The organism is Chitinimonas sp. JJ19 (assembly GCF_036961565.1).
GTDB lineage: Bacteria > Pseudomonadota > Gammaproteobacteria > Burkholderiales > Chitinimonadaceae > Chitinimonas.
Map to the genome: position 1 here is coordinate 473,419 of NZ_JBAMDD010000001.1, position 25,054 is coordinate 498,472.

Consider the following 25,054-nt stretch of genomic DNA (forward strand, 5'->3'; position numbering starts at 1 on the left):
CCGCCTAAGATGCCGCCATGGATACCGCTACCTACTCCCACGATGATCTGCCTGCCCGCGCCGAGGCCTATGTGACGGTGGCTGCCGCCTTGGACTGGCTGCGCACCCATGCCGACGAGCAACCCGAGCTGGCAGAGCTGGCCCGCCATGTGGGCTTGTCCGAATCGCATCTGCAGCGCCTGTTTGCACGCTGGGCGGGTCTTAGCCCCAAGCGTTTCCTGCAGCATCTGACCGGCGAAAAGGCCAGGGCGGCGTTGCTGGCGGGTGAGGATGTGATGGGTGCCAGCCTGTCGGCGGGGCTCTCCGGCCCCGGGCGTTTGCATGATCTGATGCTGAGTTTTCAGGCCGCGACACCCGGTGAGATCAAACTGGGTGGCGCGGGCTGGGTGTTGACCTGGGGGTTGGCAGTGACGCCATTTGGTATGGCCCTGCTGGCGCAGGGGCCGCATGGGGTGGTCAAGCTGGCCTTTGTAGATGATGGCCATGCGCAGGCATGGGCTGAGCTGCAACGCGATTGGCCGGCGGCACGCCTGCAGCGCGATGACCAGATGATGCAGTTGCTGGCTGAGCGGGTGTTTGGCGGTTTTCAGCGCCTGGAGCCTGTGCATCTTTTTGTCAAAGGTACGCAGTTTCAGCTCAAGGTCTGGCAGGCGCTGCTTCAGGTACCCGAGGGGAGGTTGACCACCTATGGCGAGCTGGCGCGGCGTATAGACCAGCCTGGGGCGGCCAGGGCCGTGGGCAGCGCGGTGGGGGCCAATCCCATTGCCTTGCTGATACCCTGCCACAGGGTCATACGGGGCGACGGTGGCCTGGGTGGCTATCACTGGGGTGAAACCCGCAAGCGTGCCCTCATCGGCCTGGAGCTGCAACATCGGCAGGACCTGGCCGGCGTCGAGGTGGTGCATGGGTAGGCGGGAACTGGTTGAACTGATATTGCTGGCCGCACTCTGGGGTGCGTCCTTCCTGTTCATGCGGGTGGCGGCACCTGAGTTTGGGCCCTTGGTGCTGGTGCTGGTTCGTGTGGGGCTGGCCACGCTATGCCTGCTGCCCCTGGTATGCTGGCGCGGCGAGGTGCGCGCTCTGTTAACGCACTGGCGCCCCTTGGCCGTAGTGGGATTGCTCAATTCCGCCTTGCCCTTCAGCCTGTTTGCCTGGGCGGCGCTCTCGCTTTCGGCAGGGTTTACTGCGGTGCTCAATGCGACTACCCCTTTGTGGGGTGCGGTGGTGGCGTGGCTGTGGCTGGCGACCCAACTGCCACGTGGCAAGGTGCTGGGCCTGGCATTGGGTTTTTTGGGTGTAGTGGTGCTGGTCTGGGGCAAGATCAGCTTCAAGCCTGGCGGTGATGGTTGGGCGGTGCTGGCGGCTATGCTGGCGCCCGTCGCCTATGGGATAGCCGCCAACTACACCAAGCAAAAGCTGGCCATGGCCTCACCCCTGGTGGTGGCCACCGGTAGCCAGCTTGCTGCGACCTTGATGCTCTTGCCCCTGGCTGTACCGCTATGGCCTGCCCACCCCATCAGCCTGAATGCCTGGCTTGCTGCCATCGCCTTGGCGGTAGTCTGCACGGCATGGGCTTATCTGTTGTTCTTCCGCCTAATTGCCCAGGTGGGGCCGGGCAAGGCGATTGCAGTGACCTTTCTGATTCCGCTGTTTGCCATTGTCTGGGGCGGGGTATTCCTGGGCGAAACACTGACGCCAGCTATGGTGGCGGGCGGCGGCATCATCCTGCTGGGCATTGCGCTGGCACTGGGCCTGTGGTCGCCGCGCTGGCTGGCGTCGGCAAAGACGGACTAGTGCGCCTCGACGGGGCGCCGCAGTGGGGTAGTCCGCTGTTTTTGCCATACCCGCCGCAGATCACGGGCCGAGCCAAAGCCGCCGGCTTCGGCGATACGCTCCAGCGACCAGTCACGCAGCGTCAACAGGGGTTCGATCTGAGCAAGCTGTATCTGCTGGTAATAATCGAGCGGGCTGACGCCGGCATGTTGCCGGAACAGCCGTGCCAGGTGGCGCGGGCTGACGCAGGCGACGTTGGCCATGGCCTCCAGCGGCCAGGGCCTGGCGGGTTCGGCGCTGATGGCGTCTTGCACACGGTGGACGGCTGGATGCAGGTGGTTGCGGTATGCCAGGAACGGCGAGTGCTGCGGCGTGGCGCTGTCGCGTCGTAGCCAGACGACCATCTCGCGGGCCACTGCCAGCGCCAGTTGCGGGCCACATTGCCGTGCGATCAGCTCCAGTGCCAGATCTATGCCGGTAGTGATGCCGGCCGAGCTGGCGATTTCGCCATCCAACACAAACACCCGGTCATTCTCCACGCGGGCGTTTGGCGCGATCTGCTGTAATTTCTCCACCAGGGTATGGTGGGTGGTACAGCGACGGTGGTCCAGCAGGCCGGCGGCGCCTGCCAGCAGGGCCGCTGAACAGATGGTGATCAGTTGGCCGTGTGGCCAGGGGTGCCCGGCAGGACATAGCTGCTGCAGCCAGGCCACGGTGTGCCGGGCTGCAGCGGCCGATTGTGCTGCCATGGCACCTGCCAGGCCGGGGATGATGACCCAGCCCTGGGCAGGTAACTGGCCGGGCAGCGGTGCTATACCATCGAGCGCCATCCCCAGCGAGCTTTGCGGCATGGCCTCAGGCCCGCAATAGTGCAGCTCGAACCGACCACCATGTTGATTGGCAATGCGTAGCGCTTCCGCTGGTCCGGCGAAGTCCAACAGCAGAAAGCCGGGCAGCAGGATGAAATGAACCGGGATGGTGGGGAGCTGGGTCATCTGCTCATGCTAGTCACGTGGTTTATGGATGCGTTCCGTGCTGGCGGGATACTTGATCAGTTTGTCAGCTGGTCGGCGCGGACGTTGCGCCAATTCTCCGCCACAGTTGGGGCAGACACCAGCCAGCCTTGCCTGCACGCAGTCGCGGCAAAAAGTGCATTCAAAGGAACAGATAAACGCGTCAGGGCTGTCGGGTGGCAGATCCTTGTCGCAGCATTCACAGCCGGGGCGCAGGGCAAGCATGGGGTGATCCTTCGCTCACGCTGTCAGCGGCAACTGAGACAGCACATCGTCAACACTGCGCACGGTGGCAAAGCGGCCTGCCAATACCAGTTCGGTGCGCTCCTTGATCTCGGTCGGACTATAGATGCGGCCATGGGCATGGCGCATGGGGAAGGTCATTGTCGCTTCGGTCACGTAATCTACGGTGTAGCCCATGTCGGCGGCGTTGCGCGTGGTGGTTTCGCAGCATTGCTCGGTGCGTATGCCGGAGATGATCAGGTGGTGTATGCCCTGCGCCTTGAGCCAGGCGTCGAGGTTGGTACCAATCATGGCACTGTGTACATGCTTGATGACAGTGTGATCCGCCTGCGTATCACTGCCTGCCAGTGGCGTGATATGGCCGGAATCCCGAGCGAAGGCGGGATTGCCGTCGATATCGACATGAAACACCCGGACGATGGGCAGGCCGGCTTCGCGGCAGCCGGCGATCAGTTTGTTCTGTTGGCGTAGATACGCATCCAGGTCGTCAGCTTGCCAGTAGGTGGTATGGCGGAACGATTCTTGCACATCGATGACTAGCAGGGCGGCGGACATATCAGGACTCCAGCGGGTTGGGATGTCGCTACTTTATGCAACATCCCCACGAGCTACAGTGCCGAAACCTGACCAGAACAGGACAGATAGGGACAAGCACCACTGGACGCCCCTGCGGTGGCCTAGAACGTCTTGGCCCGATTGAGGCCTATCATGGGCAGATGGGTGTAGACCTCCTGCAGAATGGCATCGGCCTGGGCATTGTTGCTGGCTTTTGCCAATGCTTCACGCAGGGCCACCAGCGCCAGACGCAGTTCCTTCTCGTCATCGCAGTGGCTGATGCGGCGCTTGAGCAGCATGGCCTTGAGTCCCAGGTGCTTCTCCACCAGCTGGCGCATCAGCGCCGCCACCGGGCGCAGGTGTTCGGGCAGTTTGCTGGAAACCGGGATGTCTTCAAGCTGGGTGTCGTCGACAGCGGCTGTTGCGGGTGTCGCTACCGGCGCTGCGGTTTGTGCAACAACGGTTGCTGTAGATACGACAGGTGGCGCGGCAAGGGGAGGCGTTGGCGCCGCTGGCTTGATGGTGACGGCCACCGTGGCCATGGCAGCTGCGGCAATCTCGCGTTGGCTGGGGGCTGGGGGGGCGGGTGGCTCGACTACGCTGCCGGGCAAAGGCTCGATCAGACCCAACTCCAGCAGTTTGTCGACTGTTTCGGCCGGGCTGCCCAGCGACACGGCCAGTTGAACCAGTTGCTCGCTGTTCTTTTGACCGTCCACCTGCAGCAGCAGGGTGCGCAGGCGTACCGGCAACTTGGTACCACCTTCGCGTGCCTGCAGCGCCTGCTGGCCGGCTTCGGTCTTGCGCATAATCGCCATCATTACAGTGTTTCCCTCGTGTCATGTCTCGCCGCATCGTCTGCAGCGGGGCAAAGTTAGCACAAGAGTACAAGCTCTGTGTTTTAGATGAATTTCAGCATTTACTTACGTTCCATCAGCCGTGCAGGATATATCGATATCGGGTATGGGCCGTACCGCCAGGGTCGTGCGCTCCTATCGCGTCGCTGTCTTGCACTACCTGGGTTTGTCCCTGCAGGGCGGGCCCAAGTTCAGGGTTGGGCCAACTAATAATAGGTTGGCCAAACACCGGTGTGCCAGCAGATCAGGCCTGCATCTGCCGTCTGTCTTGCCGCTTGATTCGGTAAAGCAGGTGGGGTCGCAGGGGGTGGCCTGCTTCCAGCCTGGGGTGGTCGAAGTCATCGGCCGGATTGCGCTGCATGCCCAGGCGTTCCATGACGGCGTGCGAGGGCAGATTGGTCAGGGTGGCCAAGGCGACGATTTCATCGATGCCTTCCTGTTGAAAGCCCCAATCCAGACAAAGCCGGGCGGCTTCAGTGGCGTAGCCCTTACCCCAGTAGGCTCGCGCCATGCGCCAGCCTATTTCGACGCAGGGCGTGAAGTGGGTGGAGTAGGGGGTGCGCAGCAAGCCGGTAAAGCCGATCAGTTCGGCTACGCCGGGCACTTCCACCGCCCAGAAGGTAAAGCCCTCGCGCTGGCCGTGTTCGCGGATACGGCCGAGCTCCGCAAGGCTTTGTTCGCGGCTGAGTACGCTGGGGAAGAAGCGCCGTACTTCGGGGTCGGCGTTGAGGGCGACGAAGGCCTCTACATCACTGTCGCGCCATTCACGGACGATGACGCGGTCGCCATGCAGGGAGAAGGACATTGCTGTTTTCCTTTCTTGGGTATTGCCAGCCAGACCGCCCGCTGCGGAGGAGCCAGGTCGGCCTGCGCTTTGCATGCGTTTGGCGGGAGCTGGGTACTTGCGGGCGTAGGGGGCAGATCAAGCGACGACCGAGGGCTAGGTTGATCGCACCTGGCACAGATTGCTGCCGCGCAGGTAGGGTTTCAATTTTAACCTTGCGTTGTTGCAATAATGAAATAATTGCCGCCGGGGCTCTGCGCACAACGGTGCAGTCAGAACACAACAATCTGCAGGAATGGCAAACGATGGCAAGGCAATCGATACCCCGGTTGGCTGTGGTGGCAACACGTGCCCTGGCTGAACTGACACATGGTGTGCTGGCAGGGATAGGGCAGCGCTATGAGCTGCAACTGATAGAAATGCCTGCCGAGGCGGCCTTGCCCAATGTGCGTGAGCTGGTGCGGCAAGGCAGGTTGGATGCCGTGATCGCAGCAGGCCGTGGGGCGGAGCTGCTGCGGAGTGCCTTGGATATCCCCGTGGTGCAGATCAAGGTGACGGGCTACGACATATTGCACGCGCTGCTTGCCGCCCGCCGGCTTAACCCGCGTGCTGTTTTGCTGACGCGCCGACGGTTGGCGGATGAATTCGAGTCGCTGAAACCGATACTGAATCTGGAGTTGACGCCGCTGATCTATGACGGTGACGAGGAGGCTCGTCGGCACCTTGATTCTTTGGCGCACACAGCTCGCCCCGTTGTGGTGGGGTCTAGCCAGATTGTGCATTGGGCGGGCCTGCATGGTTTACCTGCGGTACTGATCTACTCGGTGGATTCCATATTGGCGGCGATTGAAGCCGCGCTGGAGCTGACCCGGGTGGCCAGGCTGGAGGAGGCCAAGCGGGAGCGGCTGGACCGGATACTGGAGAGCCTAGCCGAAGGCGTGGCAGCGGTTGATATGGACGAGCGGGTGCAGACCATCAACCCGGCGCTGGCTGCCTTGGTCGGTGTGGCCGGGGAGTGGGCCGAAGGCAGGCGGCTGTCCGAGCTGGCGCCTGAGCTATCGCTGGCCAGTGTGCTGAAAAGCGGTGAAGGGCGGCGCGACGAGGTGGTAACGGTGGCCGGCCGCAGGCTGGTAAGCCAGCGCCTGCCCTTGATGGAGGCTGGGTTGCAGGTAGGGGCGGTACTGACCTTGCAGGAATCGACCGCCATTGAGCGGGCAGACCGAAAGTTACGGGCTGAAGCGCGCCGCAGCCCATTTCGTGCGAAATACAGCCTGGCCGATGTGTTGGGTGATGCGCCGTTGATCAAGGAGGCGCGCGAGTTGGCCCTGCTGTATGCGGGCACGGATTCGTCGGTGCTGATCGGTGGTGCTTCGGGCACGGGCAAGGAGTTGTTTGCCCAGGGCATACACCAGGCCTCAAAACGGGTGGACGGTCCGTTTGTTGCGCTCAATTGCGCGGCCTTTCCCGAGACCTTGCTGGAATCGGAGTTATTTGGCCATGAGGAAGGGGCGTTTACCGGCTCGCGTCGCGGAGGCAAGTCTGGTCTGATCGAACTGGCGCATCGCGGAACCTTGTTCCTGGATGAGATAGGCGATATGCCACTGCCCTTGCAGACGCGTCTGCTGCGTGTGCTGCAGGAGCGAGAGGTCTTGCGGCTAGGGGCATCGGAGCCTGTACCGGTGGATGTGCGGGTGATAGCGGCCACCCATGCCGAGTTGAAGGAGGTGATGGCGGCAGGGCGATTCCGTGTGGACCTGTATTACCGGCTCAATATCCTCAGCCTGACCTTGCCTGCCTTGGCGCAGCGTGGTCAGGACGTGGTGTTGCTGGCGAGGCGGTTGGCTGCCGATGCACTGCAGCGGTTGGGCGCAAAGCAGCCTGCCGATGCCTTGGTCGTACCCCTGGTCAGGGCGAGTCTGGGCTATGGCTGGCCTGGCAATGTGCGCGAACTGCAAAACCTGGTGGAGCGGCTGGCGGTGTTTCTGTGTGCGCACGGCAGTTTGCGTGATAGCGATATACGTCGCTTGGCGCCGGAGCTGACGGCGGCTGATGCGGTAGACGCATCGCTGGCCAAGACTGCAGATACCGCGAGACGCCAGCGCCTGCAAGCTGTCCTGGCTGAGTGCGGTGGTGACAGGGCCTTGGCGGCGGCGCGCCTGGGTATTAGCCGCACCACACTGTGGCGGATACTGCGCGAGGCCGAGTAATGACTTCGGTGGGGTAGTGGGCTGATTTGTAGGCAAAGAAAAACGCCCACCTGGGAGGGGCGGGCGTTGCCAGGCAAGTGCTTGCTTACCCTTGGTGCGGTCAGATTCAGGCGCCGTTGCGATCCAGATGCGGCAGCTTGTTCTTCACTGTGGACCACTGGTCGTGATCGGGCAGCGGGTCTTTCTTCTCAACGATGGGTGTCCAGGCCGGGTTCCGGGACAGTTCTGCGTTGATTTGGATATAGGCTTGCTGGTCGGCGGGCACATCATCCTCGGCGTAGATGGCCTCGACCGGGCACTCAGCCACGCACAGGGTGCAATCTATGCACTCGTCCGGGTCGATCACCAGGAAATTGGGGCCTTCGCGGAAGCAGTCCACCGGACAGACATCCACGCAGTCGGTATATTTGCACTTCACGCAGGCATCGGTCACCACGTACGTCATATCGCTCAGTCCTTTAATTCTTGCGACGCTGAAATTTTTGACGATTGTAACAGAAGCGCTCAAGACTCCCCGCACAGCATGGTTATTTCCAAAGACGCCACCATCATAAGCCCACCCTACATCGGGCGCTTTGCGCCCAGCCCCACCGGCCCGCTGCATGCCGGCTCGCTGCTGTCGGCGGTGGGGAGCTACCTGGAGGCGCGCGCCCGTGGTGGACGTTGGTTGGTGAGGATGGAAGACCTGGACCCGCCGCGTGAGATGCCGGGGGCGGCTGATGACATATTGCGGACCTTGGCAGGCTTCGGCTTTGAGTGGGATGGCGAGGTGATGTATCAGAGTCGCCGGCTTGATCGCTACCGCGAGGTGCTGGCCGGCCTGCAGCGCGATGGGCAGGCCTATGCCTGCGCCTGCACCCGACGCGAGATTGCAGATTCCAGCGTGCGCGGCATAGACGGGCCGGTTTATCCAGGGACATGCCGCGCCGGACTGCCAGCCGGTAAAACCGGTAGAGCATGGCGTATAAAGCTGGCCGATAATGTCACCGTAACATTTACCGATGCGCTACAGGGTTTGCAGCGGCAGAATCTGGCCCGCGACTTGGGCGATTTTGTGCTTTTGCGTGCGGACGGCTATTTTGCCTATCAGCTGGCTGTGGTGGTGGATGATGCCGAGCAGGCAATTAGCCATATAGTCAGGGGGGCGGACTTGCTGGACTCAGCCCCGAGGCAAATCTATTTGCAGCAGGTGCTGGGATATCCGCAACCGCAATACGCGCACCTGCCGGTATTGATCAATTCTGCGGGTGAGAAACTCAGTAAACAGACCCGCGCTGCGCCCCTGGATATGTCGCGCAGGTCGCTATTGTTGTGCCAGACGCTGGATAAATTGGGACAGATGCCACCTGATGCTTTATTTTCGGCTAGTCTGACCGATATCTGGTCTTGGGCCTTCACGAATTGGCGACTTGACAAAGTGCCTACGTGCAGGGACTTGGTGGAACCGTTGTGCGGCAGCGACGAACCGGTTTAACGCCAATGTCATGTATCCCATTGAAATGTAAGCGGCAAACTTTTTTCTTTTTATTTGCCGCAATCGCTGTCTAAACTCAGGTGGCACGCGAGCTTGCGTGCATAACCCCATGATGTTAATTTATTTGTCGGAATTTTGACTCCGCAAAAAAGGTGGGAGCCGTGCGAATCAGATCAAAACTTAAGGCCACTGTCGCGGCTGTTGCCTTGGCGACGTTACCCGTTGCCGTTCATTCAGCAGGCCTCGGGCGCTTGAATGTGCTGTCGGGCCTGGGCCAGCCGCTACGTGCTGAAATAGACCTCGTTGCCGTACAGGCAGCCGAGATCGAGTCCTTGCGTGCCGGGTTGGCCGCCCCCGATTCCTATCGGGAAGCCCAAATCGAATACCCTTCATCCTCGTTGGGCTTGCGCTTCAGCCTGGATAAGCGCTCAAACGGGCAGTACTTTATCTCGGTCAATTCTTCGCAAAGCGTCAATGAGCCTGCGCTGAACTTCCTGATCGAACTGAAGTGGGAAGGTGGCCGCGTATTACGTGAATACACCGCGCTGCTGGATCCGGTGGGCTACAACGCGGCTACTACCACGGCCCCTGTGGCCGCCAGCCGGCCGGCGACGCAGCCAGTGGCACAGCCGGTGCAGGCAACCGCACCCAAGCCTGTCGCCCCAAAGCCTGAGCCCGCCAAGCAGCCTCAACCTCAGCCCGTAGCCGAAGAAGCACCCGGTGATGCTGGCGCCTATACGGTGCGGACGGGCGATACGCTGGTGGGCGTAGCGCGCATGAACATGGTTGAGGGTGTGAGCCTGGAGCAGATGCTGGTTGGTATCTATCGTGCCAATCAGGGGGCTTTTGATGGCAAGAATATGAACCGCCTGCGCAAGGGCAAGATACTCAACATCCCCGACAAGGATGCCCTGAGCAGTATCACGCCATCGGAAGCGGCCCAGGAAATACGGGTGCAGGCCCAGGATTGGCGTGCATACCGCGCCAAGCTGGCCGATAGCGCTGGGGCCTCGCAGGCGGAAGCCACACCCGGTGCCGGCAAGATTACGGCCAAGGTCGAAGACAAGGTCAAGGCACCAGAGTCTGCCGGCAAGGACACCTTGAAGCTCTCCAAGGGCGAGGATGGCAAGCTCAAGGAGCGCGTGCAGACCCTGGAAGAAGAGTCGACAGCACGGCAGAAGGCCTTGGCTGAGGCCAGCCAGCGGGTCAGCGAGCTGGAAAAGACCAACAAGAAGCTGGAAGAATTGTTGGCACTGAAGAGCAAGCAAGGTGCCGATCTGCAGAAGCAGGCTGAAGCTGCCAAGGCCGCTAAGCCCGTAGCAGTGGAACCGGCCAAGCCCGTCGTAACAGCCCCGCCTTTGCCTACACCTGTGCCAGCCGAGGCTACACCGGCCCCAGGCGCCGTGACTGCTGCACCTGCAGTGGAAGCCCCGCTGAATCCGGAGGCTGGCGCACCCGTAGTGGCTGAACCGGCACCGCCGGTGGTGGCACCTGTTGAGCCGCCCAAGCCCAAGAAGAAACGTCCGCCTATCGTGATACCGGAGCCGGAACCGGAACCTTCCTTGTTGGAAGACCCGATGGTGCTGGGTGCGGGTGGTCTGGCACTGGCCCTGCTGGCCGGTGGTGGCCTCTGGTTTGCCCGCCGTCGCAAGAAGGGCAGCTTTGAAGATAGCGTGATTACCGGCTCGGACCTGAAATCCAACACCATGGTGGGCAACACCGGTGGTGCGGTTATCAGCACGGGTGTGACGGAGAACTCCTTCCTCACAGACTTCAGCCGTGCTGGCCTTGGTACCATCGATACCGATGAAGTGGACCCGATTGCCGAAGCCGAGGTGTATATGGCCTATGGCCGTGATGCCCAGGCCGAGGAGATACTCAAGGATGCCTTGACACGTGACGGCAGCCGCCAGGAAGTACGCTTGAAGCTGTTGGAAATCTACAGCGCCCGCAAGAATGCTGCGGCGTTTGAGAGCACCGCACGGGAACTGTATTCCGGTACGCAGGGACAGGGTCCGCTGTGGGCGCAGGCGGCTGAAATGGGCCGTGCCCTTGATCCGCAGAACTCGCTTTATCAGCAGCAGGCGCCGGTTGATACCGGTGCGCTGGACAAGACCATGATTCTCTCGGCGGGTACGCTGGGTGAGATGGCGCAGGAAACTGCCCGGTTTGCCCAGCCTGCGGCCGAAGCATCGGCGGCTGGTCTGGACCTGGACTTCCAGCTGGATGCGGGCGAGGCGGCGGCACAGCCGGCGGCCGGTGATTCGCTGGATTTTGATCTGGGCTTGGGCGCTGAACCTGCGGCACCTGCTGAGGCGCCGCTGGATCTGTCGGCCGGCATGCCAGACATGACGCCTCCGCCGGTAGCGGCTGAGGCCGAGATGGACTTCGACATCGGTGAGTTTAACCTCGATGCGCCGGCTGCGGCCGCTGCACCCGAGGCAGCTGCCGATGATGGCATTCTCTCGCTGGATATCCCGCTCGACCTGCCTAATGAACCTGCAGCCAAGGCTGCCGCACCGCTGGATCTGGGCTCGGACATGCCGGACTTCGCCCTGCCTGTGTCGGATGAGCCGCTGGCTGAGCTGGATACGCCGGACTTGGCGGCTGGCCTCGATTTCAATTTCGACATGGGTGAGGCCCCGGTGGCATCGCCTGACGCTGCCTCGGCAGATACGCTGGATATGGACGGTATGGGTTTGGACTTGGACATTGCGCCCGAAGCGGCTAACGGCACGGACGTGATGGATTTTGGCGCGGAACTGGATGATCCGGTGACCACCAAGATTGATCTGGCCAGAGCCTATATCGATATGGGCGACAAGGAAGGTGCGCGTGAAATACTGCAGGAGGCCATGAGCGAGGGTAATTCCGAGCAAAAGTCCACTGCGGAGTCTTTGCTGGCACAGCTGTAATTGCTAGGGGCCTGGCCCCGCTTGAGGCAAAATGGAACGTGGGTCGCTAAGCGACCCACGTTTTGTTTTTGTACTGGGATTAGAGATGGGTTGGTGCCATGCGCATTGCACTGGGTATTGAATATGATGGCCGAGCCTTCTGTGGCTGGCAGGCGCAGCCCAGCGGTAGGAGCGTGCAGGATGCGTTGGAGGCGGCGATAGGGCGTATGGCCGGTGAGAAGGTGCGCCTGCACGCAGCAGGCCGTACCGATGCGGGGGTGCATGCCTGCCAGCAGGTCGCCCATTTCGATACTGGCGCCAGGCGGCCAGTGACTGCCTGGGTACGCGGCGTGAACAGCTTTCTGCCTGAAGGTGTGGCTGTATTGTGGGCGCGCGAAATGGATGATCGATTTCATGCCCGTTTCTCTGCCACGGCGCGGCACTATCGCTATCTGTTGCTGAATCATCCGGTCCGGTCGGCCATTCTGGCAGGGCGAGTGGGCTGGCACCATGCGCCGCTGGACGTGGAGGCCATGCGCGAGGCAGGTAGCTATGTGCTGGGCGAGCATGATTTTTCCAGTTTCCGCTCATCAGAGTGCCAGGCAGCCAGCCCGGTCAAGCGCATGACCCGTTTTGAAATTGTGCGCGAGGGCGACCTGCTGCGCCTGGATGTCTCGGCAGGGGGCTTTCTGCACCATATGGTGCGCAACCTGACAGGGGCCTTGATCCATATCGGCAAAGGCGCGGCACAACCGGCCTGGATGGCGGAGTTGCTGGCAGCACGTGATCGCACCATCGCGCCGCCGACCTTTATGCCAGATGGCTTGTATTTTGCCGGTGTCAGCTATCCGGCTGACTTCGGCATTGCCAGCGAGCCCGCCTTCCGCCACTATCTGGTTTAGTCTGATTTCGCCATTGCTCCCCCATGACAGCAAGAATCAAGATCTGCGGCCTGCGTGATGTCGCGACCGCCAGGGCCACTGCCGCCCTGGGTGCCGATGCCATAGGCCTGGTGTTCCATGAAGCCAGCCCACGCCATGTGTCCATCAATACGGCGCACGAGATTGTGGCGGCCTTGCCACCCTTCGTCAGTACCGTGGGTTTGTTCGTGGATGCCGACCCCAGCCTGGTGGAAGGGGTGCTGCGCACCCTGCCGCTGGACCTGCTGCAGTTCCATGGTGACGAGCCACCGGAATACTGCCGGGCATTTGGGCGGCCCTATATCAAGGCGGTGCGGGTAAAACCCGGCCTTGATTTGTTAGAATTGGCAGACCGCTATGCGGATGCCAGAGGATTGCTGTGCGATGCCTACTCGCCATTGGCGCATGGTGGCACGGGTGAGCGCTTTGACTGGAACTTGTTGCCAGCGTCGCTGCCCCTGCCATTGATACTGTCTGGCGGCCTGGATGCCACCAATGTGGCTGAGGCAATCGGGACGGTGCGCCCGTGGGCGGTGGATGTCTCCAGTGGCGTTGAGTCTCAGCGTGGCATCAAGGATCTCGACCGGGTGGCGCAGTTCATTGCAGCCGTCCGGCAACATCATTAAAGCCAGTTTCAACCGGAAAACCGATGCATATCAACGATCTACCTGTTCCTGATGTTTACGATCTGCCCGATGCCCGTGGCCGGTTTGGCGAGTATGGCGGTATCTATGTAGCCGAAACCCTGATGGCCGCGCTGGACGAGCTCAAGCAGGAGTACGCCCGTGCCAAGGCCGACAAGGCCTTCATGGACGAGTATCGCTATGAGCTCAAGCACTATGTGGGCCGTCCCAGCCCGATCTACCATGCCAAGCGCTGGTCCGAAGTGCTGGGTGGCGCACAGATCTATCTCAAGCGGGAAGACCTGAACCACACCGGTGCGCACAAGATCAACAACACCATAGGCCAGGCACTGCTGGCGCGCCGCATGGGCAAGAAGCGGGTGATTGCCGAGACCGGTGCGGGCCAGCACGGCGTGGCCTCCGCCACGGTGGCGGCCCGTTATGGTATGGAGTGCGTGGTCTATATGGGTGCCGAGGATGTGCAGCGGCAGGCGGCCAATGTCTATCGCATGAAGCTGATGGGCGCTACCGTCGTACCGGTGACATCGGGCTCGCGCACCCTCAAGGATGCGCTGAACGAGGCCATGCGCGACTGGGTGACCAATGTCGACCATACCTTCTACATTTTGGGCACGGCGGCAGGACCGCACCCCTATCCCATGCTGGTGCGCGACTTCCAGGCCGTGATCGGTGAGGAATCCAAGGTGCAGATGGTGGAAATGGCGGGGCGCCAGCCCGATGTGGTGGTGGCGTGTGTGGGTGGCGGCTCCAACGCCATCGGCATGTTCTATCCCTATATCCAGGTGCCTGGCGTGCGCATGATAGGCGTGGAAGCGGGTGGTGATGGCGTGGAGACCGGCCGCCACGCAGCGCCGCTGTCGGCAGGGCGTCCGGGCGTGCTGCACGGCAATCGTACCTACCTGATGCAGGATGCACATGGCCAGATTATCGAGACCCATTCCATCTCGGCCGGGCTGGACTATCCGGGTGTAGGCCCAGAACATAGCTACCTTAAGGACATGGGCAGGGTAGAATATACGGCTGCCAATGATGATGAGGCGCTGGCCGCCTTCCATGAGCTATGCCGTACCGAGGGGATCATCCCGGCGCTGGAGTCCAGCCATGCCTTGGCCTATGCCAAGCGCCTGGCGCCAACCCTGCCTCGCGATCAGATCATCCTGGTCAATTTGTCCGGCCGCGGCGACAAGGATATTCCGACTGTCGCCAAGCTGTCCGGTATCGAACTGTAAGCCTTTACCTAAGCCGGCCGCGATTGCGGTCGGTGCGAGTCTTCTGACCTTATGGCCCGTATACAGACTGTTTTCTCTCGCCTGAAATCGCAGCAGAAGCAGGCGTTGATACCTTATATCACCGCTGGTGACCCGCACCCTGCTGCCACCGTGGGCCTGATGCATGCCCTGGTGGCCGGCGGTGCTGATATTGTTGAACTGGGCGTACCTTTCTCTGACCCCATGGCCGATGGCCCGGTGATCCAGAAGGCGTCCGAACGGGCGTTGGCGCATGGTGTCAGCCTGACCAATGTACTGGAAATGGTGCGTGACTTCCGCCGCCGCGACGCCGAGACCCCTGTGGTGCTGATGGGCTATGCCAACCCGGTGGAGGCGATGGGCTATGAGGTGTTCGCCAAGGCCGCCAGCGAGGCGGGCGTTGATGGTGTGCTCACCGTTGATCTGCCGCCCGAAGAGGCTGCGGCGCTGTCCGACACCCTCAAGGCACATGGGCTGGACCCGATTTTCCTGTTGGCGCCCACGACCCCCGATTGGCGTGTGGCGGAAGTGGCCAAGCATGCTGCTGGTTATGTCTACTATGTCTCGCTCAAGGGCGTGACAGGTGCGGCTACGCTGGATATCGATAGCGTTGCCAGCAAGCTGGCGCATCTGCGTGGCCAGTTGAGCCTGCCCATAGGGGTGGGTTTTGGCATACGCGATGCGGCATCGGCACAGGCCGTGGCACGGATTGCCGATTCGGTGATCATAGGCAGCCGCCTGGTGCAGGAGGTCGAGGAGCACGGCGCCGATGCGGCAGTGAGGCTGACGGCCTTTCTGCGCGAGGTGCGTAGCGCCATGGATGCGGCCCGACAATAATCCCAAACAGGGCCGCCCATGCGGCCCTTTGATTTTTCAAGCGCTTGGTTGAGATAACCAAACAGCGTAGGAGATATGCATGAGCTGGTTGCAGAAACTGCTGCCCCCCAAGATCAAGGCCAAACCTACCGGCCCCAGCAAGTCGGTGCCGGAAGGTTTGTGGAGCAAGTGTTCGGCCTGTGAGGCTGTGCTGTACCGTACTGATCTTGAGAATAATCTGGAAGTGTGCCCGAAGTGCGGCCATCACAATGCCGTAACAGCACGCCGCCGGCTGGATTTGATGCTGGATGTGGAGGGCAGGGTGGAAATAGGCGCCGAGGTGCGCCCTACTGATTTTCTCAAGTTCAAGGATTCGAAACGCTATCCGGAACGGTTGGACGCGGCGCGTGAAAACAGTGGCGAAGAAGACGCCATGGTGGTGATGCAGGGTGCTATCCATACCTTGCCGGTAGTGATAGCCGCGTTCGAGTTCAAGTTCATCGGTGGCTCCATGGGCTCGGTGGTGGGCGAACGCTTTGTGCGTGGTGCGCAGGCAGCCATAGACAATGGCTGTCCCTTTATCTGCGTATCGGCTTCGGGCGGTGCACGCATGCAGGAGGGTCTGATGTCGTTGATGCAGATGGCCAAGACCAGCGCCATCCTGACTCGCCTGGCGGATAAGGGGCTGCCCTTTATTTCTTTGCTGACCGACCCCACCATGGGTGGTGTGTCTGCCTCGTTTGCCTTCCTCGGCGACGTGGTGATAGCTGAACCGGGCGCGCTGATCGGTTTTGCCGGCCCTCGCGTGATCGAGCAGACGGTGCGGGAGACCCTGCCAGAAGGCTTCCAGCGGGCGGAATTCCTGCTGGAAAAAGGCGCCATTGATATGATCGTGGACCGCCGAGAGCTGCGTCAGCGCTTGGCGGCCCTGATTACGCTATTGAGCAAACAGCCCGCTGTGGCGGTTTGATTGCGAGACTGAGGCTTAACCAGACACGGCCGCGCGATGCGGCCGTGTCTGTTATCGGAATGGATAAGCATGCGCTTTGATGCGAAAACCCTGCCGGAATGGCTGCAACATCTGGAGCAACTGCATCCAAGCGCCATCGACATGGGCTTGGCCCGCGTGGCCCAGGTACGCGATGCCATGGGGTTGCGACCGGCATTTCCCGTCATCATCGTCGGCGGCACCAATGGCAAGGGGTCGACCTGCGCCATGTTGTCGGCCGCCTACCGGGCGGCCGGCTTCAAGGTGGGCACCTATGCGAGCCCGCACCTGCTGGATTACAACGAACGTGTTGCCATCAACCTGGTGCCGGCCAGCGATGAGGATATTGTGGCCGGCCTGCGTGCGGTCGAGACGGCGCGGGGCGATACGTCGCTTACCTATTTTGAGTTCGGCACCTTGGCGGCCATGCACCACTTTATGGCGGCGAATGTGGACGTTGCCGTCCTGGAGGTAGGCCTGGGTGGGCGCCTGGATGCAGTAAATGTCTTCGAGCCCGATGTGGCGGCGGTGGTCAGTGTGGACCTGGATCACCAGGGATTCCTGGGTGATACCCGCGAGGCCATCGGTTTTGAGAAGGCGGGTATCTTCCGGGCTGGCAAGCCGGCGTTCTGTGCCGACCCCAGGCCGCCGCAAAGCCTGTTGGACCATGCGGCCGCCATCGGGGCCGACCTGCAGGTGATAGGGCGCGACTTCAGCTATGTCAACGAAACCACGCAGTGGCGCTGGCGAGGCCGCCATGGGCAGAAGCCAGGATTGCCTTTTCCTGCCCTGCGCGGCGCTTTCCAGTTGGGTAATGCCAGCCTGGTGATTGCCATACTGGATGCCTTGCATGACCGGGTACCGGTAGGCATAGGTGATATCAAGCGCGGCCTGCTGGAAGTGACACTGGCGGGTCGTTACCAGGTATTACCGGGGCGTCCTTCCATTGTGCTGGATGTGGCCCATAATCCCCATGCTGCCGGGTCGCTGGCGCAGAATCTGTTGAACCAGGGTTTCTTCGAGACCACTCATGCCATCTTCAGTGGGCTGGCGGACAAGGATATTGCAGGCGTGCTGGCGCTGTTGCACGACAGGATCGACGTCTGGCATGTACCTGCCCTGGACGTACCGAGGGCGGAGTCGCCCGAGGTCATCGCCGGGTTGATTGCAGCCTCTGGCGCACGTGGTCGCGTACATATTTATCCTGATGTTGCAGAGGCTTATGCTGCGGCGAGGCTGGCAGCCGGGGAAAATGATAGAATCGCGGCCTTTGGATGTTTCAAGGTCGTGGCCGATGTACTTGCACTGAAGCCGCGCTGAAGACAGATATGGCCGACGCCCCGATCAGCGAAGAACTCACTACCCTCAAGAAACGTGCGCGCCGCCGCCTGGTAGGGGCTGTTGCCCTGGTGCTCGTGGCGCTGGTGGTGTTGTGGACGGTGATGGATGACAAACCGCCGCAAAGCCTGGCTAGCGAGCCCGTGGCCATCGTCAGTACGACACCGGGGCTGGCCGGAACGGTGACACCGACGCCAGCGCCAGCACCGTTTCCGCCGCTGCCGGAAGTGGCGGCAGCCAAACAGGCGCAGCCGCCGTTGACGCCTCCGGTAGTCGAAACCACACCACCTGTCGCCAAGCCTGAGCCCCAGGCCAAGCCGGTGGCAAAGCCCGAGCCCAAACCAGAAGCCAAGCCGGTGGAGAAAAAGCCCGAGAGCAAGCCTGCCGAGGTGCACAAGGACCCTGCCAGGATACTGGCTGGCATGGAGGAAGAGGCTGATACTGCAGCCAAGCCCAAGCCGGCTGCCGATACACGGTTCTTTTTGCAACTGGGTGCTTTTGCCGATAAAGACAAGGCGCTGGGGCTGGTCGCCAAGGCCAAAGGTACCGGGGTGACAGTACAGACCGAGGCGATCAAGACCGACAAGGGGGCGCTGACGCGCTTGCGGGCAGGGCCTTATGACAACCGCGATGCTGCCGAGAAAGCCCATGCCAAGCTGGCGGGGGCCGGCATATCCAGCAGCATTGTTGGCAAATGACAGGGTTTGACTACGCGGTTCTGGTGATAGTCGGGATGTCAGTCCTGCTGGCGGTGCTGCGCGGTGGCGTATCCGAGATACTATCGCTGGCCGCCTGGATACTGGGTTTCTGGCTGGCGCAGCGGTATGCCGCTACGGTTGGCGCCATGCTGCCGGCAGATGTGCCCACGACCGAATTGCGCCTGATTGCGGGCTTTGTCGGCATATTGCTGGGTGTGTGGTTTGTCTCGGCTATCGTACGCATTACGGTGGCCCAGTTTCTGAAAGCCAGCGGCATGGCGCCGCTGGACCGGTTTATCGGGGCCTTGTTCGGCTTGGCCCGAGGGGTGTTGATCGTACTGGCCATGGTGATCGTGGCTGGCCTGACTAGCCTGCCGCGCGAGAACATCTGGCGCGATGCCATGTTCAGCCCGCCTTTCGAGGCCCTGGCGGTCACGATCAAACCCTGGTTGCCGCCGCAGTTGGCGGCCTATATTAAGTTTGAATAGAGGGACATCAGGGACCACTTTTTGTTGTGATGCGGTGTCACTGGGAGAGTGCCGGTTAGCCTAGCCTCAAGGGGCTGCGCCGATGTTGTACTCATAGTCGCCGTCTTCACCCGCAAACAGTGGTATCTGGCGATCCTCCGCAGGGTCTGTCTGGTCGGGAGTACCCGGGACAGGCCGTACTGGTTTGTAAAGCAAGGAAGCATCATGTGCGGCATTCTCGGTGTGGTGGCAAAGACGCCTGTTAACCAACTGCTCTATGACGGTCTGCTCGTCCTGCAGCATCGCGGCCAGGATGCCGCAGGTATCGTGACGGCGGAACAGAGCGGCGTGATGCATATGCATAAGGGACAGGGCCTGGTGGCGGACGTGTTCCGTACCCGCAATATGCGCTCCCTGATGGGCAATATCGGCATAGGCCATGTCCGTTATCCCACGGCGGGTTCGGCATCCAGCCTGGCGGAAGCACAGCCGTTTTACGTCAACAGCCCTTTCGGCATTGTCCTGGCGCACAACGGCAACCTGACCAACCACAAGGAACTGAAGGAGGCGATGTACCGCAATGATCTGCGCCACATCAACACCAATTCGGATTCCGAAGCCCTACTGAATGTCTTTGCCTACGAGCTGCAGAAGCGAGCCATTGGTTTCGCGCTCAAGCCCGACACCATATTCGACGCCATTGCCGCCGTGCATCGCCGGGTCAAGGGTGCCTATGCCGTGGTAGCCATCATCGCCGGTTACGGCCTGGTGGCGTTCCGTGATCCACACGGTATCCGGCCACTGGTGCTGGGTGAGCATGAGACGGCCGAAGGTACGGAATACCTGGTGGCCAGCGAGTCGGTGGCGCTCGATACCATAGGTTTCAAGATGGTGCGCGACGTGGCCCCTGGTGAAGCCCTGTTTATCACCATGGACGGCCAGTTCCACAGCCGGCAATGCGCTGACAAGGCGACCTTGATCCCGTGCATTTTCGAGCATGTCTACTTTGCCCGCCCCGATTCGGTCATGGACGGTATCTCGGTGTACCAGGCACGCCTCAATATGGGCGACAACCTGGCGGAGAAGATACGCCGCGAACTGCCTGAGATGGATATCGATGTGGTGATACCCATCCCCGATACCAGCCGCGCCAGTGCCCTACAGTTGGCCAACCACTTGGGCCTGCCTTATCGCGAGGGTTTTCAAAAGAATCGCTATATCGGCCGGACCTTCATCATGCCGGGCCAGGCTACCCGCAAGAAGTCGGTGCGCCAGAAGCTCAATGCCATAGGTGTGGAGTTCAAGGGGCGCAATGTACTGCTGGTGGACGACTCCATTGTGCGCGGCACGACCTCCAAGGAGATCGTGATGATGGCGCGTGAAGCGGGCGCCAATAAGGTCTACTTCGCCTCGGCGGCGCCACCGGTGCGCTTTCCGCATGTGTACGGCATTGATATGCCCACCCGTGCCGAGCTGATTGCGACCGGACGTAATGATGCTCAGATCGCCAAGGAGATCAGCGCCGACGCGGTGTTCTACCAGGATCTCGATGCGCTGGTACAGGCAGTCAGCGATGCCAGCCAGGGTAGTATCACGGTGTTCGAGACATCCTGCTTCTCTGGCGAGTACATTACCGGTGACGTGGATGCCGCCTACCTGGATGAGATGGAAAACCGTCGCGCCAGCCCCTTGTCCAAGGACAATGACGGTGGTAGCCGCGTGCTGGACATGAATGTCGGTGTGGCGGAGCAAAATCTGATCTAAGGCAGCTTGTAGCTTGCATGAGCCATTGCTTGCGTTTGGCGCAGGCCCGCAAAAGCCCACCGTTTGGTGGGTTTTTGCATTTTACGGCGGTTGCCGAGGGATATTGCACCGTATCGGCTTGAGCTGCATTTCACCTCGCGCCTTCCGCGTTCTGTCGGATGGGTCTGTCTATCTGCGAATGGCTATTCCACAGTGCTGGATATCCTAAGGCATTGGAGAGGCACCGATGACTACGCAAGCGTCTGTTATATCGCGTGAAACAGCAGTTACAGCGGCAGTGGGGTCGGCAGGGCTGGCAGGCAGTGCTGACTTTTCCCGGCGTATGCTGGCTTGGGCTGGGCGGCTCTGGTTTGGTGTAGTGGTGCTCGGGCAGCTTATGTTCGTGGCCTACTTGCTGGCATTCTACGGCCGGCATGGTGTGGCGGGCGACTTCGAAGCCTGGAACCGAGTGGTGCCGCACGCACACCGGGCGGGGGATACGCTCGGCAATACGGCCATGGCGCTGCATGTTGCCTTGGCTGCGCTGGTGATTGCAGGTGGGCTACTACAGCTGTTGCCCTGGCTCAGGCAGCGGTTAGCAGGCGTACATCGCTGGAACGGACGGATCTATATGTTGGGGGCGCTGGTGGCCAGTGGCGCAGGGCTTTACATGGTATGGATGCGTGGCGCGGTGGGTGATATGGGGCAGCATCTTGGGCTGACACTCAATGCCGTCCTGATCTGGGGTTTTGCGGCACTGGCCTGGCAGGCTGCCAGGCGACGGCAGTTTGTCGCGCATCGTCGCTGTGCCATGCGCTTGTTCATGGTTGTCAGCGGTGTATGGTTCTTCCGGGTAGGCTTGATGTTCTGGATTCTGGTGAACGGTGGTCCGGCAGGTTTTGACCCGGATAGCTTTACAGGGCCTTTTCTCACTATGCTGGCATTTGTAGATTACCTACTGCCCTTGGCGGTACTCGAGCTGTACTTTCTGGCCGAGTCACAGGCGGGCGCCAAGCTACGACTGGCTGTGGCCACCTTGCTGGTGGGATTAAGTGTCGCCATTGGGGTGGGGGCTACGATGGCGGCGATAGGTATGTGGTTTCCTCGAATGGTGGGTTGAGCGGTTTAGAGGCTGTTCCAAGTCTTGTAGCTGCGTGGCACCTGCTGGACTTGCAATCTTGCCGGCGAAACCGCATGGCAGCGCACAAGCAAAAGCCCACTGAGCGTGGGCTTTTGCTGTACTGGCTGACGCAGGGGCGGGATCAGGCGAGATCCAGGTCAGCCTCGTCCTCTTCCTGCTGTTCGACCGGCAGCGGTGCGCTGATACCCACTGCTGCGCGGATCTTGCCTTCGATTTCGCGGGCGATGGCCTGGTTTTCCTTCAGGTACTCACGGGCATTATCCTTGCCCTGGCCTATCTTGTTGCCCTGATAGGCATACCAGGCGCCGGACTTGTCCACGATCTTGTGCAGTACGCCCAGCTCGATGATTTCGCCTTCGCGGCTGATACCCTGGCCGTAAAGGATGTCGAAGTTGGCTTCGCGGAACGGGGGCGAGACCTTATTCTTGACGACTTTGACGCGGGTTTCGTTGCCGGCGACTTCTTCGCCTTTCTTGATGGCGCCAGTACGACGGATATCGAGTCGGACCGAGGCATAGAACTTGAGCGCATTACCGCCGGTAGTGGTTTCGGGGTTGCCGAACATCACGCCTATCTTCATGCGGATCTGGTTGATGAAGATGACCAGGGTATTGGTGCGCTTGATATTGCCGGTCAGCTTGCGCAGTGCCTGCGACATCAGGCGAGCCTGCAGGCCGACATGGCTGTCGCCCATTTCACCTTCGATTTCGGCCTTGGGTACCAGGGCGGCGACGGAGTCGACTACGATGATGTCCACGCCGCCGGAGCGTACCAGCATGTCGGCAATTTCAAGGGCCTGTTCACCGGTATCGGGCTGCGAAATCAGCATGTCGGCCACGTTGACACCCAGCTTGCCGGCGTAGACGGGATCGAGTGCGTTTTCAGCATCGATATAGGCAGCAACGCCACCCAGCTTTTGAATCTCGGCCACAACCTGCAGGCAGAGGGTGGTCTTGCCCGAGGATTCCGGGCCGTAGATTTCCACCACGCGGCCACGGGGCAGGCCGCCAACGCCAAGTGCCAGATCCAGGCCCAGCGAGCCGGTGGAAACCACCTGCAGATCGTTTTCGATCTGTGCTTCGCCCATCTTCATGATGGAGCCCTTGCCGAACTGCTTTTCGATCTGAGCCAGCGCGGCCGCGAGGGCCTTGCTCTTGTTGTCGTCCATGGTGTTTTCCCTTTGCGTGGAGAACGTTCGTTCACCGATAAGAATGGGCGGAATATAGCACATGTGCCGATGCTGTAAAGCACCTGCGTGCAGATATTCAGGCTGGGTGGCCTAGGCCTGTTGCAAATACAAAAGGGCAGCCCTGGGGCTGCCCTTTGCTAAGAGCCGTTCTCGATTTTTTCACCCCGGGGCGAAAAGACCATGAACAGGCCCTAACGGCTCTGAAGGCTTAGGCGCGCTTCTTGAACTCGTTGGTGCGGGTGTCGATTTCGATCTTGTCGCCGATTTCGATGAAGGCGGCAACTGGCAGCTCGAAGGCGGTGCCCTTGAGCTTGGCAGGCTTCATGACCTTGCCCGAGGTATCGCCACGCACGGCGGGTTCGGTGTATTCCACTTCGCGCACGATGGTGGTGGGCAGTTCGACCGAGATGGCGCGACCGTCGTAGAACACCACTTCGCAAACGTCATCCATGCCGTCGACCAGGAAGTTCATGGTGTCGCCGAGGTTTTCGGCTTCGACTTCATACTGGTTGAATTCGGTATCCATGAAGACATACATGGGATCGGCGAAGTAGGAGTAGGTGCATTCCTTCTTTTCCAGCACGACCACGTCGAACTTTTCATCTGCCTTGTATACGGATTCGGAGCCCGAACCGGTCAGCAGGTTCTTCATCTTCATCTTCACGACCGAGGCATTCCGGCCGGACTTGCTGTATTCAGCCTTCAACACGACCATGGGCTGACCATCGACCATGGCCACATTGCCGGCGCGGAGTTCTTGTGCGGTTTTCATGCTGGTAGATCCTGCGAAAAAGATAAGCGTTTGATAAAACGCGGCATTATAGCTGCCCGCAGGCTGTTAGCGCCACCTCGCCGGAAGGCTTATTGCGGCAGGGTACTTTTTTCTGTAGCAAATGCTGCAAGTTGTTGCATCAGGTCGGGCCGTTCGGCCTGTTGCGCGCACCAGCGTATCGCCTGCTGCTGCAAGGCCGGGCCGTGTGCAGCGAGGGCTGGCCAGGCGGCGCTGCAGGCGTTACCGTCACCACGGTTCCAGGCACGCCAGAATGCCCTCATGTTATCGGCTACCGGGGCGGCTAGTGTCTCGCTGTAACGGTGCAGAAAGGCTTCCAGCTTGACCATATGGGCGGCATCGTCCTGCGGGTAGATATGCCAGACCAGGGGCTGACCGGCCCACTGTGCCCGCACAAACGAGTCCTCCCCCCGCACGAAATTCCAGTCGCAGGCCCAGAGCAGCTTGTCGTAGTCCGGCTGTGGCAGAAATGGCAGGGCATGCAATAGCAATCGACCCAGGCGGATGCTGCTACCCACGGCAAACGGTTGTTCCAGCCAGGCTTCGACCTGCTGCCTGGGTTTGCCATCCGCCACCAGCAAGGTGAGGCACTGGTTCAGGTGCCAGTGCTGCAGCAGTGTGGGCAGGGCAGGGTTGTCGTAGCAAAACAGGGAAACCAGCGGCTGTGCCGGCTGGGGTGGGCTGATGCCCAGGTCTTGCAGGAACTCATCACGGTTGAACGCCGCCCGCTGGGTGAGCAGCCCGGCCTCGCGTAGTAAGCCACCGGTCGCCGGGGTAAAGCCAGGGAAGAAGAAGTAATGGGTCAGCGGCAACCTGGGGTGGCGGGAGCCCAGCTTGTGGCAGCCCTCGATCCAGTCTTCGGCCGAGAGGTAATCGAGATTGATCCAGACTGGCTTGGGCTGGCTTGCGGCCATGGCGGCCAGAAAGGCCTCTGGTGGATTGCAGGCAAATGCCTCGATCACCACCGCATGCGGTACGACTGCCACCCAAGGGCTGCACCAGTGCCGTACTTCTACGCCATCGCAGTGCTGCAGGGATGCTGCAGCATCTATTGCCGGATTGAGGCTGGCAAACGCAGTCAGGTCGTCTACCCACAAGCGCACCGGCTCCCTGCGTTCCTGCGCCAGTTGGCGAGCCAGGCGCCAGCAGACGCCTATGTCCCCATAGTTGTCTATGACGGTGCAGAAAATATCCCAGGAGAGTCGCATAGTTCGATTTTACCTTGCTCACCGTAGCCGCAAGATGGCTTTATAAACGTACTGTACAAAGCATTGAC

24 protein-coding genes are annotated in these 25,054 nt (G+C 60.9%); 15 read left to right on the top strand and 9 right to left on the bottom strand.

All coding sequences use genetic code 11. The features are described 5' to 3' along the window. Positions 1-17: 17 nt before the first annotated feature. A complete protein-coding gene (locus V7714_RS02090; protein ID WP_335387622.1) occupies positions 18-911 on the top strand; it encodes a methylated-DNA--[protein]-cysteine S-methyltransferase in 894 nt (297 codons plus the stop codon). Continuing rightward, on the top strand, positions 904-1,794 hold the full coding sequence (locus tag V7714_RS02095) for a DMT family transporter (protein WP_335387625.1): 891 nt from the start codon (positions 904-906) through the stop codon (positions 1,792-1,794). The genes V7714_RS02090 and V7714_RS02095 overlap by 8 nt, the downstream gene beginning before the upstream one ends. On the opposite strand, the gene V7714_RS02100 is transcribed toward V7714_RS02095, so the two are convergent. From V7714_RS02100 to V7714_RS02120, 5 genes are all read right to left on the bottom strand, one after another. Next, positions 1,791-2,768, bottom strand: coding sequence for a GlxA family transcriptional regulator (locus V7714_RS02100; RefSeq protein ID WP_335387628.1), 978 nt, complete (start codon positions 2,766-2,768; stop codon positions 1,791-1,793). The genes V7714_RS02095 and V7714_RS02100 overlap by 4 nt on opposite strands. A 9-nt stretch (positions 2,769-2,777) precedes the next feature. Then, a complete protein-coding gene (locus V7714_RS02105) occupies positions 2,778-3,011 on the bottom strand; it encodes a DUF1272 domain-containing protein (RefSeq protein WP_335387631.1) in 234 nt (77 codons plus the stop codon). Positions 3,012-3,026: 15 nt separating this feature from the next. After that, positions 3,027-3,584: a cysteine hydrolase family protein gene (locus tag V7714_RS02110; RefSeq protein ID WP_335387634.1), complete on the bottom strand. Its 558-nt coding sequence runs from the start codon at positions 3,582-3,584 to the stop codon at positions 3,027-3,029. A 122-nt stretch (positions 3,585-3,706) separates the two neighbouring features. Further along, positions 3,707-4,402, bottom strand: coding sequence for a hypothetical protein (locus V7714_RS02115; protein ID WP_335387637.1), 696 nt, complete (start codon positions 4,400-4,402; stop codon positions 3,707-3,709). A gap of 280 nt (positions 4,403-4,682) precedes the next feature. Next, on the bottom strand, positions 4,683-5,243 hold the full coding sequence (locus V7714_RS02120; protein WP_335387639.1) for a GNAT family N-acetyltransferase: 561 nt from the start codon (positions 5,241-5,243) through the stop codon (positions 4,683-4,685). Between the two features lie 284 nt (positions 5,244-5,527). Here V7714_RS02120 and prpR point away from each other — a divergent pair, with 284 nt between their 5' ends. Further along, positions 5,528-7,429 carry a propionate catabolism operon regulatory protein PrpR gene (prpR, locus tag V7714_RS02125; protein WP_335387642.1) on the top strand — a complete coding sequence of 634 codons (1,902 nt, stop codon included), beginning with the start codon at positions 5,528-5,530 and terminating at the stop codon, positions 7,427-7,429. Between the two features lie 106 nt (positions 7,430-7,535). Here the strand turns inward: prpR and fdxA are convergent, their stop codons facing one another. Continuing rightward, positions 7,536-7,874 (bottom strand): ferredoxin FdxA, encoded by a 339-nt coding sequence (fdxA, locus tag V7714_RS02130; RefSeq protein ID WP_284196445.1) that lies wholly within the window; start codon positions 7,872-7,874, stop codon positions 7,536-7,538. Between the two features lie 78 nt (positions 7,875-7,952). Here fdxA and gluQRS point away from each other — a divergent pair, with 78 nt between their 5' ends. The 12 genes from gluQRS (at position 7,953) to V7714_RS02190 (ending at position 21,778) form a co-directional block, all read left to right on the top strand. Continuing rightward, complete coding sequence (gluQRS, locus tag V7714_RS02135; RefSeq protein WP_335387645.1) at positions 7,953-8,903, top strand: tRNA glutamyl-Q(34) synthetase GluQRS; 951 nt, start codon at positions 7,953-7,955, stop codon at positions 8,901-8,903. A gap of 161 nt (positions 8,904-9,064) precedes the next feature. Continuing rightward, the gene (locus tag V7714_RS02140; RefSeq protein WP_442890259.1) at positions 9,065-11,818 is read left to right on the top strand and encodes a FimV/HubP family polar landmark protein; all 2,754 of its coding nucleotides are present in this window, start codon (positions 9,065-9,067) and stop codon (positions 11,816-11,818) included. Between the two features lie 98 nt (positions 11,819-11,916). After that, positions 11,917-12,699 (top strand): tRNA pseudouridine(38-40) synthase TruA, encoded by a 783-nt coding sequence (truA, locus tag V7714_RS02145; RefSeq protein WP_335387648.1) that lies wholly within the window; start codon positions 11,917-11,919, stop codon positions 12,697-12,699. Between the two features lie 23 nt (positions 12,700-12,722). Continuing rightward, positions 12,723-13,343, top strand: a complete 621-nt coding sequence (locus V7714_RS02150; RefSeq protein WP_335387651.1) for a phosphoribosylanthranilate isomerase — start codon at positions 12,723-12,725, stop codon at positions 13,341-13,343. 23 nt (positions 13,344-13,366) lie between these two features. Then, positions 13,367-14,590 carry a tryptophan synthase subunit beta gene (trpB, locus tag V7714_RS02155; protein ID WP_284196441.1) on the top strand — a complete coding sequence of 408 codons (1,224 nt, stop codon included), beginning with the start codon at positions 13,367-13,369 and terminating at the stop codon, positions 14,588-14,590. 51 nt (positions 14,591-14,641) lie between these two features. Then, a complete protein-coding gene (gene trpA, locus V7714_RS02160; RefSeq protein ID WP_335387653.1) occupies positions 14,642-15,445 on the top strand; it encodes a tryptophan synthase subunit alpha in 804 nt (267 codons plus the stop codon). 79 nt (positions 15,446-15,524) lie between these two features. Continuing rightward, entirely contained in the window at positions 15,525-16,394 is an 870-nt protein-coding gene (gene accD / locus V7714_RS02165; protein WP_335387655.1) for an acetyl-CoA carboxylase, carboxyltransferase subunit beta, read from the top strand. Positions 16,395-16,463: 69 nt separating this feature from the next. Then, entirely contained in the window at positions 16,464-17,732 is a 1,269-nt protein-coding gene (folC, locus tag V7714_RS02170; RefSeq protein ID WP_335387658.1) for a bifunctional tetrahydrofolate synthase/dihydrofolate synthase, read from the top strand. An 8-nt stretch (positions 17,733-17,740) separates the two neighbouring features. Then, positions 17,741-18,448, top strand: a complete 708-nt coding sequence (locus tag V7714_RS02175) for an SPOR domain-containing protein (RefSeq protein ID WP_335387661.1) — start codon at positions 17,741-17,743, stop codon at positions 18,446-18,448. Further along, the gene (locus tag V7714_RS02180; protein ID WP_335387663.1) at positions 18,445-18,936 is read left to right on the top strand and encodes a CvpA family protein; all 492 of its coding nucleotides are present in this window, start codon (positions 18,445-18,447) and stop codon (positions 18,934-18,936) included. Before V7714_RS02175 ends, V7714_RS02180 begins: the two co-directional genes overlap by 4 nt. A gap of 204 nt (positions 18,937-19,140) precedes the next feature. Beyond that, positions 19,141-20,679 carry an amidophosphoribosyltransferase gene (gene purF / locus V7714_RS02185; RefSeq protein WP_290332761.1) on the top strand — a complete coding sequence of 513 codons (1,539 nt, stop codon included), beginning with the start codon at positions 19,141-19,143 and terminating at the stop codon, positions 20,677-20,679. 376 nt (positions 20,680-21,055) lie between these two features. Further along, positions 21,056-21,778, top strand: a complete 723-nt coding sequence (locus V7714_RS02190) for a DUF2306 domain-containing protein (protein ID WP_335387666.1) — start codon at positions 21,056-21,058, stop codon at positions 21,776-21,778. 142 nt (positions 21,779-21,920) lie between these two features. Here V7714_RS02190 and recA read toward each other — a convergent pair whose 3' ends face one another. The 3 genes from recA to earP form a co-directional block, all read right to left on the bottom strand. Beyond that, complete coding sequence (gene recA, locus V7714_RS02195; protein WP_284196433.1) at positions 21,921-22,967, bottom strand: recombinase RecA; 1,047 nt, start codon at positions 22,965-22,967, stop codon at positions 21,921-21,923. A 229-nt stretch (positions 22,968-23,196) separates the two neighbouring features. Continuing rightward, positions 23,197-23,760 (bottom strand): elongation factor P, encoded by a 564-nt coding sequence (efp, locus tag V7714_RS02200; protein WP_284196432.1) that lies wholly within the window; start codon positions 23,758-23,760, stop codon positions 23,197-23,199. Between the two features lie 89 nt (positions 23,761-23,849). Beyond that, positions 23,850-24,986 (bottom strand): elongation factor P maturation arginine rhamnosyltransferase EarP, encoded by a 1,137-nt coding sequence (gene earP, locus V7714_RS02205; protein ID WP_335387668.1) that lies wholly within the window; start codon positions 24,984-24,986, stop codon positions 23,850-23,852. Positions 24,987-25,054: the final 68 nt, after the last annotated feature.